At 61.8% G+C, this 17157-nt stretch carries 11 protein-coding genes; 5 read left to right on the top strand and 6 right to left on the bottom strand.

Annotated elements, in window-relative coordinates; genetic code table 11:
* Positions 1-150: 150 nt before the first annotated feature.
* From IAE77_RS14385 to IAE77_RS14375, 3 genes are read right to left on the bottom strand one after another with little or no spacing between them, the layout of a single operon-like run.
* On the bottom strand, positions 151-858 hold the full coding sequence (locus IAE77_RS14385; RefSeq protein ID WP_294227632.1) for a response regulator transcription factor: 708 nt from the start codon (positions 856-858) through the stop codon (positions 151-153).
* Positions 855-2252: a histidine kinase gene (locus tag IAE77_RS14380; RefSeq protein ID WP_294227631.1), complete on the bottom strand. Its 1398-nt coding sequence runs from the start codon at positions 2250-2252 to the stop codon at positions 855-857. The genes IAE77_RS14385 and IAE77_RS14380 overlap by 4 nt, the downstream gene beginning before the upstream one ends.
* A gap of 26 nt (positions 2253-2278) precedes the next feature.
* A complete protein-coding gene (locus IAE77_RS14375) occupies positions 2279-3235 on the bottom strand; it encodes an ABC transporter substrate-binding protein (RefSeq protein WP_294227630.1) in 957 nt (318 codons plus the stop codon).
* A gap of 158 nt (positions 3236-3393) precedes the next feature.
* On the opposite strand from IAE77_RS14375, the gene IAE77_RS14370 reads away from it, so the two are divergent.
* Positions 3394-4821 (top strand): Gfo/Idh/MocA family oxidoreductase, encoded by a 1428-nt coding sequence (locus IAE77_RS14370; protein WP_294227629.1) that lies wholly within the window; start codon positions 3394-3396, stop codon positions 4819-4821.
* Between the two features lie 28 nt (positions 4822-4849).
* The gene (locus IAE77_RS14365; RefSeq protein ID WP_294227628.1) at positions 4850-6310 is read left to right on the top strand and encodes a hypothetical protein; all 1461 of its coding nucleotides are present in this window, start codon (positions 4850-4852) and stop codon (positions 6308-6310) included.
* Here the strand turns inward: IAE77_RS14365 and IAE77_RS14360 are convergent.
* Both IAE77_RS14360 and IAE77_RS14355 read right to left on the bottom strand, forming a co-directional pair.
* Complete coding sequence (locus IAE77_RS14360; protein WP_294227627.1) at positions 6273-7886, bottom strand: acyltransferase family protein; 1614 nt, start codon at positions 7884-7886, stop codon at positions 6273-6275. The genes IAE77_RS14365 and IAE77_RS14360 overlap by 38 nt on opposite strands.
* A gap of 91 nt (positions 7887-7977) precedes the next feature.
* Positions 7978-8268 carry a hypothetical protein gene (locus IAE77_RS14355; RefSeq protein WP_294227626.1) on the bottom strand — a complete coding sequence of 97 codons (291 nt, stop codon included), beginning with the start codon at positions 8266-8268 and terminating at the stop codon, positions 7978-7980.
* A gap of 265 nt (positions 8269-8533) precedes the next feature.
* Here IAE77_RS14355 and IAE77_RS14350 point away from each other — a divergent pair, with 265 nt between their 5' ends.
* Positions 8534-11449 carry a PVC-type heme-binding CxxCH protein gene (locus IAE77_RS14350; protein ID WP_294227625.1) on the top strand — a complete coding sequence of 972 codons (2916 nt, stop codon included), beginning with the start codon at positions 8534-8536 and terminating at the stop codon, positions 11447-11449.
* 53 nt (positions 11450-11502) lie between these two features.
* Here the strand turns inward: IAE77_RS14350 and IAE77_RS14345 are convergent, their stop codons facing one another.
* Positions 11503-12387: a polyphosphate kinase 2 family protein gene (locus IAE77_RS14345; RefSeq protein WP_294227624.1), complete on the bottom strand. Its 885-nt coding sequence runs from the start codon at positions 12385-12387 to the stop codon at positions 11503-11505.
* Positions 12388-12422: 35 nt separating this feature from the next.
* Between IAE77_RS14345 and IAE77_RS14340 the strand changes: the two genes are divergently transcribed.
* Positions 12423-13940, top strand: a complete 1518-nt coding sequence (locus IAE77_RS14340; protein ID WP_294227623.1) for a hypothetical protein — start codon at positions 12423-12425, stop codon at positions 13938-13940.
* Positions 13937-17059: a PVC-type heme-binding CxxCH protein gene (locus tag IAE77_RS14335; protein ID WP_294227622.1), complete on the top strand. Its 3123-nt coding sequence runs from the start codon at positions 13937-13939 to the stop codon at positions 17057-17059. Before IAE77_RS14340 ends, IAE77_RS14335 begins: the two co-directional genes overlap by 4 nt.
* The last annotated feature ends 98 nt before the right edge of the window (positions 17060-17157 follow it).

The raw sequence follows: 17157 nt of genomic DNA, 5'->3' as shown, positions 1-17157 counted from the left end.
CTCAGGGGCTGGTGATTTCACCAGCCCCTGTTGTTTGTCGGAGTATCACCGCGGAGATCTCGATCACACGGGGCTTCAGCACTGCTTCGGGTGTTCCGCGTAGCCGGGTAGCCGGGGCGTTCCCGCCCCGTGGAAGCTCGGAATCCGGGGTCAGCGGTTCTTCTGCCCTTCGACCCAGCGGATGGCGAAATAGGTCAGATCGTTGCCATCTTTGAGACCCAGCTTGGTGCGGATGTTGAGCTTGTGCACGTCCACCGTCTTGGCGCTGATTCTGAGTGCCTCGGCGATGGTGCCGGTGTTTCGGCCGGCGCCGATCAGGCGGAACACCTCAAACTCCCGGTCGCTGAGTTCAGAAATGCCGTCCTTGGTCGATGTGGCGGCCGGAGCCCCGGTGACGAAGGTCTTGAGGATGTCGTCGGACATTTCATCACTCACCGCGATGCCGCCTGCCAGCACGCGCCGGATCGCCCCGGCCAGCACTTTGTGCGGGGAGCTTTTCATCACGTAGCCACGGGCACCGGCCTTGAGGGCCCGTTGCGCGTAGAGCTTTTCATCGTGCATCGACACTGCGAGCATGGGCATCTGCGGGCACAACTGGCGCAGGTCCTTCATCAGCTCCAGTCCGGAGCGGTCCGGCAGCGTCAGATCCACGATCAGCACGTCGGGAGCGTTCTCGCCCACCATGCGCACCGCCTCGGCCGCGTCACCGGCCAGCCAGATGCAGCGCATGTAGCCGGTCTGGTCGATGAACAGCCTCAGGCCCTCGCGCATCATCGCATGGTCGTCCACGATGGCCACCCGGATGCACGGTTTGTCTGAAGCCGAGGATGCTGGAAGGGAGGTGGCTGTCCTGGTCATGGTGGTGGGGAAGTGGTGGCGGGATTATTCGCACGGTTTGGCGGAATGTGTACCGCGGCGATGGAGATTTCCGGGGTGCCGGCACGCACCTGCCGCTGAAGCCTGGCGTTCAGGGTCAGCAGCCGCTGTTTCATGAGATGGAGGCCCATTCCCTTGTTGCCGGAGCCTGCTGGGGCCTCCTCGAAGGGCCTGCCATCATGCGCCACCTCCAGGCTCACATGATCCGGCAGCACCTTGACCTCGATGCTGATGCTGGCCGGCTTCGAATGCTTGCTGGCATTCACGACCAGCTCCTGCGCGATGCGGAAGAGCAGCTCCTGCGCGTTGTCCGTCAGCAGTCGGTCCACGCGATCGCATTCCACCGTGCAGCGCACGCCGTAGGACTTTCGCACGAACAGCGCCACGTCTTCTAGCGCGTCAGCCAGGCCGTCCTGCTCCAGTCCCACGGGAGAAAGGCCGCGCGCGATGCTGCGTGCGATCACCGCGGACTCCGTGAGTTCTTCCGCGAGCTGCCGTGTCAGCTCGGACTCCTGCTGTCGTTCCGGCGGCACCAGCTCATGCACCACCTCGGCCTTCAGTTTCGTGGCGGTGATCCGCTGGCACAGGTCATCGTGCAGCTCCCTGCCCACCCGGCGGCGCTCCTCCTCCGCGGCCTCCAGGAGCATGTTCTCGGCCTCACGCAGTTGTTTCACCGTGTCGGCGAACTCCTGCGAGATCAGCGCCAGCTCGTCGCTGCCGTCGAGTGTCGCCGGCGTGCCGCCCTTGGAGGAGGCTCCGCGAAAGCATTCCAGCAGTTTGGCCACCCGTTGCAGGAACAGAGTGTCCAGCGCCTGCCACAGCAGCAGGCACAGCGCCCCGAGCACGCCCACATGCGCCAGAAAGTCATGCACGGAGTCGCTGCGCAGTTGCTCCAGCTCGTGGGTGTAGTCATACCGCATCACCACCGCGCCCTTGCTCGCCGCGTCGTAGCCTTCGTAGAAGCGGGACGCCACCACCAGGCTTTGCTGGTCCGCGCCCCACACATCGATGGACCGCTCCGCGTCCAGCACCTTCCGGATCTGCGGCCAGTCCTTCGCCAGGGGCGTCTGCAGGATGTTGAGGCCGCGCCATTGCAGTTGCGTGGAGAATCTCACCTTGCCGTTGCGGTCACACACCAGGCCGAGATCGACACGGGGGGACAGCGCCGCATAGGACATCTCCAGCTCCGCCGCCCTTTCCTGTTTACGACGCAACAGGTGCTGCATGATGCCGGACAGCGGGCTGGCAGCCTCCGCAGCCTCCGCCCGCAGCCTCTCCAGATGCCGTTCCGTCATCCAGGTGCGTGTCCACCAGTGGTTCACCACGATCATCACCACGCCGAACATCAGCATCATCAGGGTGATGCGTCCTGTCATGGATCGCGCGGGTTTCATCGTCGTGCTCATTGGAGGAATTGGAGGTCGATCCAAGTTTCCGCCGGCAGCGGGCCCGGGATGAGCCCGTGCCGCAGCAACTGCGCCGCCACTTCGCGGGCCAGCTCCTCCAGCCGGGGCTTTTCGCCTGCCATGAGTGCCATGTTTTCCTCGGTGCTCAGCGCGTGCCACCGTTCCAGGCCGCTGATGAACTGCGGCAGCGGGACTTTCTGCCGCTGCAACACCGCGCCTGCGCCTTCGAACCGGCCGCCGCTGCGCAAACGGGCGGTCATCACCTCCATGGATTTGATCAATGCGCGAATCTCAGGCTGGAACTGCCCCCCCGCCTGCTCGGATGCCACCAGCAGGCGGTAGATCGGCGTCTTCAGTGCCTTCGAATCAAACAAACGGCTCGTGCCTTCCGTGCTGACCTGGCTCAGCCATGGCTCTGAGGCCACTGCGGCGTCGATGTCGCCCTTGGCAAACAGGCTTTCGATCTCGGGCTGGATCAGCGGCACGGTCTCGATGTCACGCAGGGTCATTCCGGCCTGTTCCAGGGCATTGATCAGCAGAAACATTCCAGTCCCTTGGAAATCCACGCCCACCCGCTTGCCGCGCAACTCATTCAAGGTGCTGATCGGCTGGCGGGCGATCAGCGCGTCGCCGCCAGTGGACTGGTCCAGCACTCGCAGCACTCTCAGGCGATGCCCTTCGGCCCGTAGCAGGCACACGGCATCCAGGGTCATGACCGCCACGTCCACCACTTCGTCATCAAAGGCGCGTGTCACGGCGGATGCCCACGGCATTTCCAGAACTCGGGTCTGTCCCTTCAACATTCCGCTGTCACGGGCCAGGACCAGCGGCTCCGAACCCGGCCACACGCTCAGAGCCACCTTCATCCGCGGCTTCACCGCATCCCGCGGAATCAGCACCACTCCCAGCATCATCAGCAAAGCGCACAACGGCACTGCGGTTTGTTTGATCATGGGTTTGCGGTCATCCATCGCACTTCTTCGACATCATGCGCCAGATGGGCACCGTGTGTCCACCTCGATTCACGTTCATGTCGCGCCATACAGCGGTTTTCATGCCGCAGATTTCTTTGCTGGCCTCGCCCCGGGGCGTTCGTTATAACACCACCACCATGCAAACCAGCCAGCCTTTCACCTCGTCCCGTCGTCGATTTCTTGCCCGCAGTGCCGCCGCGTTGGGCTTTCCCACCATCATTCCGGCCACCGCTCTGGGCAAAGGCGGCCGTCCGGCACCTTCGGAGCGCATCACCGTCGGCGCGATCGGCTGGGGCACCATCGCCGGCGACTGGACGCCTTCCTTTTTGAACAACGACAAGTGCCAGGTCATCGCCGTGGCCGATCCGATGAAGGAATACGGCCACTACGGCTACGACGGCAAGGAAACCGGCGGTCGTGAGGCAGGGAAGAAAATCATCGACGAGCACTACTCAAAGGCGGCCAACAAACCGGCCAAAGTCTGCACCGCGTATGCTGATTTCCGCGAGATGATGGAAAAGGAAGACCTCGACGCCGTGCAGGTCTCCACACCCGACCACTGGCATGCCTACATGGCCGTCTATGCCGCCCGCAAAGGCAAGCACATCTACGGCCAGAAGCCGCTGGCGCTGAACATCGCCGAAGGTCGCCTCATGAGCGATGAAGTGGCCAAGGCTGGCATCACCTGGCAGACGGGCAGCCAGCAGCGCAGCGACGTGTATTTCCGCCTCGCCTGCGAACAGGTTCGCAACGGCCGCATCGGCAAGCTGAAGCGCGTGCGCGTCGGACTGCCCGGCGGTCATTCCAACTGGAACGGTATGGCCGATCAGATCAATCCCGCGCCGCCGCCTGCCGACTTCGACTATGAGATGTGGCTTGGCCCGGCGGAGCAGATCGACTACCGCCCGGCGCTTCTGCCGCTCAATTGGCGTCACAACTTCAACTTCTCCGGCGGCATGATCACCGACTTCGGGGCGCATCACATCGACATCGCTCAATGGGGCATGGGCACCGACCTGACCGGCCCTGTCGAGATCAAAAACGTCTCCGGCACGATGAACAAGGACGCGCTCTACAACACCGCCACCGCGTTCACCTTTGAGTGCGTGTATGAAAACGGCGTCGTCATGCACGTGGCCAGCCCGGATCACAAGCTCATGCCCGAAGTGGAGGCCTCTCTGGGCGCTCCCTCCGGCAAAAAGCCCTTCGACCACGTCGGCGTCATGTTTGAAGGCGACGACGGCAAGTGGATCTATGTCAATCGTGGCAAGATCACCTCCAGCAGCCCGGAGATCCTCCGCGACAAGGCTGGAAAGGACGAGATCCACCTCTACGAGAGCAAGGATCACACCGACAACTTCCTCTCCTGCATTTACGACGGCAGACCGACCGCCACGCCGATCGAAGTCTCGCATCGCAGCATCAGCATCGCCCATCTGGCAAACATCGCCCTCCGCAGCGGCAGCACGGCTTTGAAGTGGGATCCGAAGACCGAGACCATCGCCGACAACGCCGCCGCCTCCAAGCTGCTCTCCAAGGAATGGCGCAAACCGTGGACGCTGTGAGCTTGGAACGACGAAACACGCACGCCGAATGACCAAGGCCTCCCACCATCGGAAACACGAACGAGCTGTGACCAGTCACCGCCATTCGTCATTCGTCGCTCGACATTCGTCATTGCTTCTCTGCCTCCTGCTTTTGACGGCCGCCGTCATCCGGGCGCAGTCGCCGGCGGAACAGCCCGCCGAGACCATCAAGATCGGGCCGCTCAAGCCGCTGGAGACTTTGCCCTCGCTCGCACCGGCAAAAGAGGCGGCTCCCGTCAGGGCCGAGGAGCCAAAGATGGCGGAGCCGGCACCACCGGCTGCTCCGACCGCGCCCGTTCCTCCGCCCCTGCCGGAAAAAGCTTCCGTGCTGCTCACCGGGCCTGTCGCGCAGGCTTACCTCTATGTGGAGCCCTATCAGACGCGCTTTGAAGTGCTGTTCGATGCGGCTTCGATGCTGGAGTGGCTTTCGCCCGGCCAGACGCCGCCTGCGGCGCTGACTCCGCAGCAGCAGCAGGAGCTCGTTGAAAAGGCGGCTCCTCGGGCGGCGGAGTGGTGCCAGCTCTCCGCAGGCGATGGTCCGCTGCCCGTGCCGCAGCCGGTCGTGGCGGTGATCAAGGGTGTGCCCGGAAACACCCTGCCGATGAAGGACGACGAGGACGTGGCGCTCAATCAGGCCATGCTCGGCTTCATCTGGGAGTTTGCCACGCCGCCTGGGCCGCAGGAACTCGATGTCACCTGGAAGGGCTGGATTCCAGGCGTCACAAAACTGCCGGTGCGCGCCTTCTTCGGCCCGGCGAGCGAGAACAGCGAGATTCACTCCGCCGTGAAACACTATCGCTGGCGCAATCAAGGCCGCCTCCCACGTCCGGCGCCGCTCGCCTCGGTGCCGCAGTTTGAGGTGCCCCAGCCCATGCGTCTGCCGCTGGGAGGCATCGTGTGGCTGGTCATGGGCCTGGTGTTTTACATCTACCTCAAGGTCAAGGATCACAAGCTGCCCGGCGGCAGCCTGCCTTACGCCGCCGTCTGGCTGCTGGGCGCGGTGCTGATGAGCCAGTTGCTCGTGATCCCCATCGAGACCGGTTCCGCCAGTCCGGAGATCACGCAGGTGGAGGACGCGCGGAAGATCGTCACGCCGCTGCTGCGGAATGTGTATCGCGCCTTCGATCACCACAGCGAGTCGGAGGTTTACGACGTGCTCGCCCGCAGTGTGGATGGCGAGCTGTTGCGCAAACTCTACCTCGAAACCATCCAGGCTCTCACGCTCGAAGGCCGCGAAGGCACCCGCGTGACCATCGCTGAATTCTCCGCGAACGTGGACAAGGTGGATCGCAATCCCAAGGGCGTAGGCTTCGTGGCTGACTGCAACTGGATGGCCCGCGGCATCGTCGGCCACTGGGGCCACAGCCATCCCCGCGTGAACATCTACAACGCCCGCGTCACCATCACGCCCAACAACGGCGAATGGAAGCTCACAGGTCTTGAGGTGCAGGAAGTGCGGCGGCTGTAGTGCGAGTCTTCCGCCCGTTCAGCAGTGCGCCGATCCACGTGTAGCGCACCAGATGCTCATAGCTCACCAGCAGCAGCGGAAACACGCCGGCGCAGATCAGGATGAATTTCACACCCGCAGGCAGTGCCCACTCCCGCATCCACACCTGCGCGGCCAGCACCAGCGGCAGGTGTGCGAGATACATCCAATACGACGCGTCAGACAGATAGCGGATCCACGGCCGCTCCTGGGCCACGAACCGGCGGAAGAGGCCCATCATGGCCGCGCTCATCATCCAGACGTAGATCACTTGGAGAATGATGGCGATGAGGCGCATTTGCGGCCCGCCGTGGGTCGCGGCCAGTCCCGCAGGGTACACGAGCAGCAGCGCTAGAGGCAGTGTGAACCGCCAGCGGCGGCCCAGACGGCCCTCTTCATCCCCGCTGTCGAAATACAACGCGCCAAAGCCGAAAAACACCGCGTAATAGGCCAGCAGCGGCAGCGGCGGCAGCAGTGTGGCGGACGTCGTAGGGCCGAAAACAGGTAACGCACGGCCCATGAGCCACGCGGGCACGAAAGTCAGTGGAAGCAGCCATACGTGCCGCCAGCTTGAGGCTACCCAGCCGCGATATTTTGCCTGCCAGCCAATCCGTCTGGCAATCCACGCACACACGGCGAATCCAGCCACCATCCAGCACAGGAACCAGAGGAACCACAGGTGGCTGAAAATCGGTGCGCGCGTCAAAAACAGCCACAGTCCGAGGAGTGGACGCCGTTTCGGCTCCACCGGACCGCCGCCGAGCAAGGCACGGACTTCATCGCGACCTTGCGCCAGCGCTTTCTCCTCCACCGGGATTTTCAGCATCTGCGTGATGAACCGCGTCATCTCCCAGTCCGCCAGCGTCGCGTCGAGCGCCGTTTCACCGCGTTCATTCGTCATCGTCGTATCCGCTCCCGCCTTCAGCAGTTCTCGCGCGATGTTCGCCCGTCCGAGAAACGCCGCCGAGTGCAGCGCGGTGCCGCCATCGCGATTGGTGAGCCGAGGATCGGCGCCACGTGCCAGCAGCAGCCTCACCACGTTTTCATGCCCGAACAATGTCGCGTAGGTCAGCGGCGTCACGCCCATGGCAGGATCGGGCGCGTTCACATCGGCTCCTCGCTCGATGAAGCCCGCCGTCTCTTCCGTCTGGCCGGCCGCGGCGGCTTTCCACAGGGTCATGGGGCCCGAGCCTGCCTCCCGGGCGGCGGATTTCATCGCAAATCCCCCGATGACGTGCATCAGCGGCACGATCGTCACCGTGCCGAGCACCAGGGGCAGGAAAACACGCTTGAAGCGATGGTTCACCAGCGCCCGCAACCCGCGCCGCCGCCACAGCATCGCCGTGAAGAAACCGCTCAGCACAAAAAACAGCGGCATGCGAAAGCCATGCACCGCGCTGATCAGCAGATGAAACACACCGCTCGTGCGCGAGTCCTGCACCATCCACGGCCCGCCCGCGAAAGACAGCGCCGCATGCAGGGCGATCCCCAGCAGCATCGCAAACGCCCTCAAAGCATCCAGATCATGACGGCGGGCGGAGGTGGACGGGATTTCCATGAAAAGCGGGGTAAACGACGAGGCGCAGCGTTGGTTGCGTGCTTCGTGCGCTTCCTCTCCGGCTTATGCCACGGTCCCAAGCACCGGCAGGTTACTTGTCTGGCAGCAACCCGTCGCCCTTGCGAAGCTCCTCCAGCTCTCGTGCGGCCCGTGACCGGCGGCGCGAGACACGGTCCAGAGCCACGATCATGATGATGATCCCCAAAGACCATGCGGGTGGTGAAATCACCACGCCGTCGTGACTGACCTTGGCTCCGAAGAGGAAAACGCCCAGCCAGAACATCCAGTCACGCCAGATCGGCAGGTCCATTTCACGACGCAGACGAATCTCTTCCCGACGCTGATGCTGACGCATCCGCACCAATGCGGCGCTGCGCTCCATTCTCATGTCTTCGGTCGGAAAGGTTGTCGTCATAAGGTGAAGTTTATGTGATGCGCTCAAACAAGGTCAATCCAGCTTTTCAGCCGCGTCGAGATGAACTCTCCGTGGAAGACGAGAATCGCGCTGCGGCCGCCTGACAGCCATCTCCCTCTCCCCACCGAGGACGTGACTACTATCAATCATAGCCTTCGGGGAGAGGGCTGGGGTGAGGGGCCAAAACCGCCTTGGCCGCATAGTTTGCAGCACTTCATGCCGTATTGGCTCCATGCGCCGTTTCCTTTGCCTCCTCGCTCTCCCCGCCCTCGCCGCCGATCTGCCGCCGGACAAAGGCAACACCATTCCAGACAGCGCTAGGCGCCCCGTCGTCGTCACGGGCAAATCGACGCTGGCTTTGCCCAAGCACGACCTGCAAGACGGCTACACGCTGGAGGTCGCCGCCGCGTCGCCGCTCGTCACGCATCCGATCATGGGCTGCCTCGATGACAAAGGGCGTCTGTTCGTCGGCGATGCCACGGGCGTGAATTGGAACAAAAAGCAGCTCGAAGAGAATCCGCCGAATCGCGTCCTCATGCTCGAAGACACCGACAAGGACGGTGCCTTCGACAAGAGCACCATCTTCGCCGACAAGATGACCTTTCCCCAAGGCGCGTGCTGGCTCGATGGCAGCCTCTACGTCGGCTCCCCGCCGTCGATTTGGAAGCTCACGGACACCGACAACGACGGCGTGGCCGACAAGCGCGAGGAGGTCGTCACCGGCTTCGACTACACCGGCAATGCCGCCGACATCCACGGCCCGTTTTTGCATCCGAACGGCCGCCTCTACTGGTGCCACGGCCGCAAAGGCCACGACGTGAAGCAGAAAGACGGCACACCCGTCGATGCCTCGCTCGCCTGCGGCATCTGGAGCTGCAAACCGGACGGCAGCGACGTCGCCTGGCACTCGCTCGGCTGCGGTGACAACCCCGTCGAAGTCGATTTCACCCGCAGCGGCGACATCATCGGCGTGCAAAACCTCTACTACACCCAGCCCCGCGGCGACACGATCATCCACTGGCTCTACGGCGGCGTTTACGAGCGCAGCGACCAGCTCAAAGCCATCGCCCACCTCCCGCGCACGCTCGAAACCATGCCCGTCATGTACAACTTCGGCCACGTCGCCGTCAGCGGCTGCTGCTTCTGGAGGAGCTATCCAACCAAGAACGAAGAACCAAGAACCGAGAACCTCATGGTGACTCACTTCAACACCCAGCGCCTTGTGCGCATGGAGCTCACCCCCAGCGGCAGCACCTACAAGGCCGTCGAAAACGAATTTCTCAAACTCCACAACCCTGATATCCACCTCACCGACGTGATGGAGGACCCACGCGACGGCTCCCTCCTCCTCATCGACACCGGTGGCTGGTTCCGCATCGGCTGCCCGAGCAGCTTGATGGCGAAATCCGACCTCCTCGGTGCCGTGTACCGCATCAAGCCGAAGAAACCGAATGCTGCCCCGCTCGCTTCCAGAAGCGCGGATGCTTCTGTTGGCAAAACTGATCTCAAATCAATCGTCGCCCAGCTCAATTCATCCAACCCGCATGTCTGCATCAGAGCGTGTCAATTACTGGCACAGTCACCGACCTCCAGCCCAGAAATAGACTTGGCAATGCAAAAGTTGCTCGCCTCGCAGCTTGATTCATCATTGCAGCACGCGGTTACACTCGCTGCTGCAAGACTGTATCGTAACAACATCGACGGCTACTTTTTTAGCGCTTGGTTGAGACACAGCGATCCCAACTCCAAAAGTCCAGATTATATTATCAAATGGGGGGACGCAGGATCCGATCGGTACATGTCTCGCATCCTGTTAGTGGCAGACGCCGCTGGTCTCCGTTCAGATCGATTCAAGGATTATTTACTGGGAGGGCTATCCTCTTTGTCGGAGCCTCTGATCGAAGCTTCATTCACGGTTTTGGAGCGTGATCCGAAACTCGGCACAGAGCTAGCCAGAAAAATTGTGGATCATTTTCGTTCACCGAGCCTGCGCAACAAACAACGGTTCGAAAGTCTGATTGCTTCCTCGCTTGCTGACTCTGAGCTGCAATCAGACCTCACTTACATGCTGGAAGGCCATGAAAAGGGACAGGTATCAACCGCTCTAAACATCCTCGCCACTCAAACCGCAGGTGTGAGCAACGACGCCTGGCTCCCCCTGCTCGACAAACTCCTCTCCGACGCTCCCACGCCGCTCGTTCTCGACGCCATCAAGAAACTGAAATCGCCGCACTTTGATGATGCGCTCCAAGCCATCGCTAGCGACACGAAGCGCCCGCTTTCCATCCGCTTGAAGGCACTCGACTCGGCGAAGTCGGTCAAACTCAACGGTGAGACTTTCGACATGGTCAAAAACGTCCTCGCCGATGCCGCGTCGTCTTCCGCAGCGAAGATTCAGGCTGCAGGCATGCTAGCAGCCGGGCCGATGCCGAAGGAACAGGTTGAGAAAATCGCGCCGCTGTTTGCCACTGTGGGCCCGGTGGAGCTCAAAACGCTGCTGCCACTGCTCAAGCGTCACAAAGACGTCGAGATCGTGAAGTCGCTCGCCCGCGAGATCGCGAAGAATCCGGCCATCGCCAGCCAGCAGGAGAGTTTATACCGCACCGCTCTCGCGGATCTGCCGCCGGAGATCTTTGAGACGATTATCCTGCCCGCCTACAACACCGCCGTGGCCGCCACCGAGGCCAAAAAGCGCCAGCTCGGCCCCCTCGCCGACAAAGTCATCGCCAGCGGCAACGCCGCGAATGGTGAAAAACACTTCAAAGCCGGCAAAGGCACCTGCATCGCCTGCCACAAGATCGGCGACACCGGCCGAGCCATCGGCCCCGACCTCTCCCACATCGGCACCATCCGCACCGAGCGTGACTTGCTCGAAAGCATCCTCTTCCCGTCGAACACTCTCGCCCGCGACTACGAGGCCCACATCATCGAAACCAGCGACGGCCAGCAGACCCTCGGCGTCATTAAATCCCACACCGCCGAAGGCCTCCTCGTCCTCGACATCGCCGGTCAGGAGAAAAACATCCCGCATCAGCAGATCTCTGGTGATACGACCCTCATCACCAGCCTCATGCCCATGGGGCTCGACCAGACGATGCCTGAAAGCGAGCTTCTGGACCTCGTGGCGTGGCTGCGGAGCTTGAAGTAGCACGGACATTCCTGTCCGTGTCCGGATCACGGGCTGGAAAGCCCATGCTAGGCTCACTCCGCGAGCAGCATTCTCTTTGCGGCCTGGAGGTGCTTCTTTTGCTCCGGCGGCAGCTCTGGATACCTCAGCTTCATCGTCTTCATCTCGGCCAGGATCGCGGCGCTAACGATGAGGCGCATGTTCTTCTTGTCGTCAGCGGGAACGACATACCAGGGGCATTCCTCCGTGGCGGTCGTGCGGATGGCGTCCTCATAGGCGGCCATGTAGTTCTTCCAGTGGCCGCGTTCCTTCACATCTCCCTCCTCGAACTTCCAGTTCTTGCTCGGAGTGTCGATGCGGGTGAGGAAACGCTTCTTCTGCTCCGCCTTGGACACGTGCAGGAAGAACTTCACCACCCGGATGCCGTTGCGATGGCTGTAGGACTCGAAGTTGCGGATGTCCTTCAGACGGTCGGCGAAGAGTTTCTTCAGATTTCTGGTCGTTTCAGCCGGCAGACGCTGGATCCGGGTGACGATCTCCGGATGCACGCGGCAGACGAGCACCTCCTCGTAGTAGCTGCGGTTGAAGATGCCGATGCGGCCACGTGGCGGCATCACACGCGTCGTGCGCCAGAGAAAGTCACGGTCCAGCTCCGCGTCCGTGGGCCGTTTGAAGGCGTGACTCTCGACTCCCTGAGTGTTCACGCCGCTCATCACATGCTTGATCGTGCTGTCCTTCCCGGCGGCGTCCATCGCCTGAAACACCAGCAGCAGCCCCTGACGGTTCTGCGCATACATCTTCTGCTGGAGGTCGTCGATCTCCGTGCGGAACTCGGCGATGAGCGATTCGTAGTGCGCGTCATCCTGATAGACATCCTTCACCTTGGTCTTCGCCTTCTTGATGCGAAACGGTTTGCCATCGGGCACGCGAAATTGTTCGAGATCGATCTTGAGCTTCATGAGGGAGAAAGGGGAACACGTCAGGCATAACAGCATTGCCCGACGATGAACAGAACGAACTGCAAGAAGGCCGCCACGGTGCGAGTTTTGTCGGCTATATGCTCAATCGTTGCCTCCTCGGGATCACTCTCCTGCTCACCAGCAGCGTCACGGCGCAGGTGAGTGGTGATGTGTCGGATTTGCAGGCGGGCTTGGTGGCGAAGTGGGATGAGTTGATGCCGATGTTACTTGATGATCCATTGGCACTGCCAAAACCAGCCGATGGAATGAAACTGGGAGACTTTGCGGTTTCGTTCATGCTGCGTCTGGAAGGTTATCCTGGAGGCGATCATGCTTTGGATTTTCTCTGGATGACGGTGGATGAGAGTTTCTTCCTCCGCTTTGATGCGCCGCCGGAGAGGGGCCTCCTGTTTCGACGCGAATGGAATCCCACGATTATTCCTGCGCCGTCGTTCGACGCTGCCAAGGCTTGGCAGCATGTTGTGGTCAACATTAAACGTGACGTCAGACAACCGTTGTCGGGTCTGTGGACCAATGGAGTCGAGGTGCAGGCATGGAGAGAGGCCCCCGGAACCATCGAACTCAAAAAGGCGGAGTTTCTGCTGCCTGGAGTTCTCAAACGAGGCCAGATCGCCAATCTGCGGCTCTACAATCGCGCTTTGACTCGTCCGGAAATTCTCGAACTCGCGGCGATGGCACCGATGACAGGTTTGAAGCCGAAGTTGGAGCCGTTCACGGGTTCGATGAAGCTGATGACGGAGGAAGTCGTGGCCGTGCTCGGTGGCACGGAGGCGGTGGCGATGATGGAGGAGGGGACGATGGAGGCGCTGATGCTGACGCAGTTTCCCGGCAGTCGCGTGAAGGTCCGCAGTCTGGCCTGGGAGGCGGACACGGTGTTTCGACAGGATCGTCCGATGAACTTTGGTGGCTTGAAGCAGCAACTCGTGCGCTCTGGTTCTACCGCGGCGATGCTGATGTTTGGGCGGCAGGAGTGCTTGGAGCGCGGCGAGGCCGGACTGGCGGAGTTTCGTGCGGCGCTGGAGAAACTGGTGACGTTGTGTGCGGAAGTGACGCCGCGACTGGTGCTGCTGGAACCGCCCTCGTTCGAAGGTGAGTTGTCGAAGCACAACGCGACTTTGAAGAAGTATGCGGCGCTGATGGCGGAGGTCGCGAAGGCACATGGGGCGTTGTTTGCGGCTCAAGATGGCGATTTGAAGCCGGGATCGACTCGTGATGGACTGACTCTGACTGTCGCAGGCGCGGCACAGCTCGGGATGCGTGTGGCGAAGCTCTGGGGTGGCGATGCGAAAGCCCCGGATGAGCGATTGAGGACATTGATCGGCGAGAAGAACGGGCTGTGGCATCGCTACTGGCGTCCGGCGAACTGGGCATTTCTGCATGGAGACCGCACGGCACAGCCGAGCAGTCGAGATCACACCGATCCGACGCAGCGCTGGTTTCCGGGTGAGGTGGAGCAATTCAAACCGCTGATCGAAGCGAAGGAGAACGAGCTATGGAAACTGGCGAACGATCTGGGAGGGAAGCTTCCATGAAGTACCTTAAGGGAGCGCGCGCACTGTTGCCCGCAGTTGGAAGTGCTTTGTGGCGGGCAGGAGTTCCCGCGCTCCTCTCGGTGGGCATCGCCTTTGGGCAGCAGTCGGCGAAGAAGGGCATCTCGGTCGGTGAGCCGCCGACGGATCATTCGCCGGAGGCGGGGTTGAAATCGTTCAAGGTGCTGGATGGCTTCGAGGTGAACTTGTTTGCGAGCGAGGCGGACGGGATTCCGAATCCGATCGCGATTCGATGGGATGAGCGCGGGCGCTTGTGGGTGCTGCAAACGAGCGATTACCCGCAGGCGAAGCCAGGGACGGTGTCGGACGACAAGATCATCATTCTGGAGGACACGGATCACGATGGTCGCGCCGACAAGAACACGGTCTTCACCGGCGGACTGAGCCAGCCGATGGGCCTGGAACTGGCACCGCGTGATCCGGGTGTGAAGTCGTCGAATGGCCACTCGGTGTATGTCGGCGAGGGCGAGAAGCTCTGGCTGATGCACGATGACGACGGCGATGATCGCGTGGACCGGCGCGAGGTGGTCTTTAGCGGCTTCGGCACGGGGGACACGCATCAGTGCCTGAACAGCTTCATCTGGGCACCCGATGGCGCGCTGGTGATGCATCAGGGCCTGCACTGCTACTCACGCGTGACGACGGTGCATGGCACGAAGACGCTCTACGGCGCGGGCTTCTGGCACTGCTATCCGAAGAGCGGCCGGCTGAATCCGTATCCGACCGGCATGCCGGCGAACGCCTGGGGCACGGCCTTCACGAAATGGGGCCAGCCGATCATGGTCGCAGGCGCGGCGGGCATGTTCTGGGCGCGGCCGATGGAGGTGAGCACCTCGCTGGAAGAGGACTCGCAAGTTTCCAATCGCCACGGCATCCCGCATTTCCTGCTGGAGCGCTTTCAACTGCCCTACAGCGGCCAGATCATCAAGACGGACGGCCTGCGGAAGTTCTGCGGCGTGGACATCGTGGGGAACACGCACTGGCCGGAGTCGATGCAGGAGGAAGTCATCACCGGCGGCTTCTTTGAGAACGCGGTGTATCGCCACAAGCTCATCCCGCACAGCGAATTCGCCAGCGGCATGGAGGCCGTGGAGCAGCCCGCGCTCATCACCAGCGACAACGTCGCCTTCCGGCCGATCGACATTCGTTTTGGGCCCGAGGGCGCGCTCTACGTCGCCGACTGGTATGACCCGATCATCGGCCACTATCAGGCCAGCTTCCGGCATCCGAATCGGGATGCGACGCATGGGCGGATTTGGCGGGTGGTGGCGAAGGGGAAAGGGCTTGTGAAGGGCAACTCAGCAATAGCAGAAGTTGCTGGCAAGCAACTCGCTCCACTCCTGCGATGCGAAGATCGATGGCTGAGTTATCAGGCTCAGCGACTGCTCACTGAGAAAATTTTTAGAGGGGAGCTTTCTGTCGAATCGGCACGAATTGCGACCATGGACAAGTCTGAGTTCGGGAATGTTACTCCGTCATGGAAAGGTAATCAGGAGGAGATCGGGGTTGCTGAACGCAGGGTCGATGAAATTGCAGAAGAATGGGCCTTTGATTACACCTTGATGGGATTTGGCAATTTTTACATTGGTCGCCCATACATGGTTCACTCACTTGGTGGTGGAGGTGGTGCAGAACTCACTTTAAGATGGCTAGATATTATCGTTGCAGATAACTCACCGATTGTCCGCCTCGAAGCCGTTGTCGCAGCAGCGAAGGTTCCATCACCCGAGGCCATCAAAGTGGCCTTGAAGGTACTCGACAAACCGATGGACAGTTTCATTGAGCGAGCGTTGTGGCTGGCGGTGCATGCGACGGCACCGCAGTGGAAGAAGCCGCCGTTTGAGATTTTGAACTCGCTGCCGCCGAAGCACCTGGCGTTTTTGGTGGAGAAGGAGGGCAGCGCGGAGTTGCTGGGCGTGGTGCGGACGATGTTGGCGCAGAAGGGCGAGTCGATGTCGCCTGAGACGCGGCGTGGGCTGGTGGCGGCGCTGGTGCGCAAAGGCGAGCCGGGTGACATGCTGATGGCGCTGAAGCTGGGCGTGAAGGATCAGGCGGTGCTGGAGGATTTGGCCGCAGCGGCGGCTCAGCGTGCCGGGAAGATGCCAGAGGGCGGCGAGGCAATGGTATTGGAGTTGTTGAAGAGCGGCGGCGCAGCGCAGAAGGCATTGGCGTGTGTGCTGGCGGGCGCGTGGAAGCTCAGGAGTGCGGAGGCCCTCCTCCGCCAGTCATTGAAAGCGGACGAGGGCGTCCGCGCTCCCGCATTGATGGCGCTGTCGCGAATGAGCGAGCCGGTGGAGACGTTTGAGAGCTTCGCGAAGGATGCCAAACAGTTGTGGGCGGTGCGCACGGCGGCTTTGACGGTGCTGGCGGAGAAAAAGCCGGTGGTGGCGGGGCAACTGGCTGCGGCGTCGCTTTCGAGCATCGCTGATGCGGAGACGATGCGGGCGTGGCTGGTGCCGCTTTTGTCGCGTGAAGCGGCTCTGGGCGCTCTGGCGAATGCCTTGGACGAAAAGCCGTGCTCGGCGGAAGCGGCGAAGCTGGCGATGACGACGCTCACGGCAGCCGGGCGTGGTGATGCAGTGCTGACGACGGCGTTTGGGAAGATTTTGGGCGTGAAGAATGTGGTGCCCTCCTATGACGCGGCCTGGGTGAACGCTTTGGCGGCGGAGGTGAAGGCGCATGGCGATGCGGTGAAGGGAAACGCCGTTTTCAATGCGCCGCTGTCCGGCTGCATCGCGTGTCACAAGATCGGCGGGCAGGGCGGCATCGTGGGGCCGGAACTCGATGCGGTGGGCCGTGGTGTGCCCGTTGAGCTTTTGATTGAGGCCGTGGTGTGGCCGAACCGGCAGATCAAAGAAGGCTATGTGGCGACGACGTTGACGCTGAAGGACGGTCGCAAGCTGCAAGGCTACAAGGTGAGCGAGGCGGGGGGCGAAATGCAGTTGCGAGAGCTGGCGAGCGGTCAGACGAGCCGGTTCACAGCGGCGCAGATCGCGGAGAAGCAGGAGGCTGGCTCGCTGATGCCCGAGGGGCTGATCATGAATATGACGCGGGAGGAACTGCGGGATTTGATCGCGTATCTCGCGGGATTGGGGAGGTAGCGGCAATGGACGGAACCCCGTTGGGGTTCGCTCTTGAGAAACAGGGCTTCTTGGCTGGAATCCCAGGGTTCTGCGAACCCTGGGCTGCATGACGGAAG

The sequence above is a fragment of the Prosthecobacter sp. genome (assembly GCF_014879935.1).
Classification (GTDB): domain Bacteria; phylum Verrucomicrobiota; class Verrucomicrobiia; order Verrucomicrobiales; family Verrucomicrobiaceae; genus Prosthecobacter.
Note: the sequence above shows the minus strand (reverse complement) of the source record. Positions and strands in the feature narration are given on the sequence as shown.

Coding starts and splice junctions, on each gene's coding strand:
- IAE77_RS14385 (WP_294227632.1), bottom strand. CDS start 858: ATGACCAGGACAGCCACCTCCCTTCCAGCATCCTCGGCTTCAGACAAA.
- IAE77_RS14380 (WP_294227631.1), bottom strand. CDS start 2,252: ATGACAGGACGCATCACCCTGATGATGCTGATGTTCGGCGTGGTGATG.
- IAE77_RS14375 (WP_294227630.1), bottom strand. CDS start 3,235: ATGATCAAACAAACCGCAGTGCCGTTGTGCGCTTTGCTGATGATGCTG.
- IAE77_RS14370 (WP_294227629.1), top strand. CDS start 3,394: ATGCAAACCAGCCAGCCTTTCACCTCGTCCCGTCGTCGATTTCTTGCC.
- IAE77_RS14365 (WP_294227628.1), top strand. CDS start 4,850: ATGACCAAGGCCTCCCACCATCGGAAACACGAACGAGCTGTGACCAGT.
- IAE77_RS14360 (WP_294227627.1), bottom strand. CDS start 7,886: ATGGAAATCCCGTCCACCTCCGCCCGCCGTCATGATCTGGATGCTTTG.
- IAE77_RS14355 (WP_294227626.1), bottom strand. CDS start 8,268: ATGGAGCGCAGCGCCGCATTGGTGCGGATGCGTCAGCATCAGCGTCGG.
- IAE77_RS14350 (WP_294227625.1), top strand. CDS start 8,534: ATGCGCCGTTTCCTTTGCCTCCTCGCTCTCCCCGCCCTCGCCGCCGAT.
- IAE77_RS14345 (WP_294227624.1), bottom strand. CDS start 12,387: ATGAAGCTCAAGATCGATCTCGAACAATTTCGCGTGCCCGATGGCAAA.
- IAE77_RS14335 (WP_294227622.1), top strand. CDS start 13,937: ATGAAGTACCTTAAGGGAGCGCGCGCACTGTTGCCCGCAGTTGGAAGT.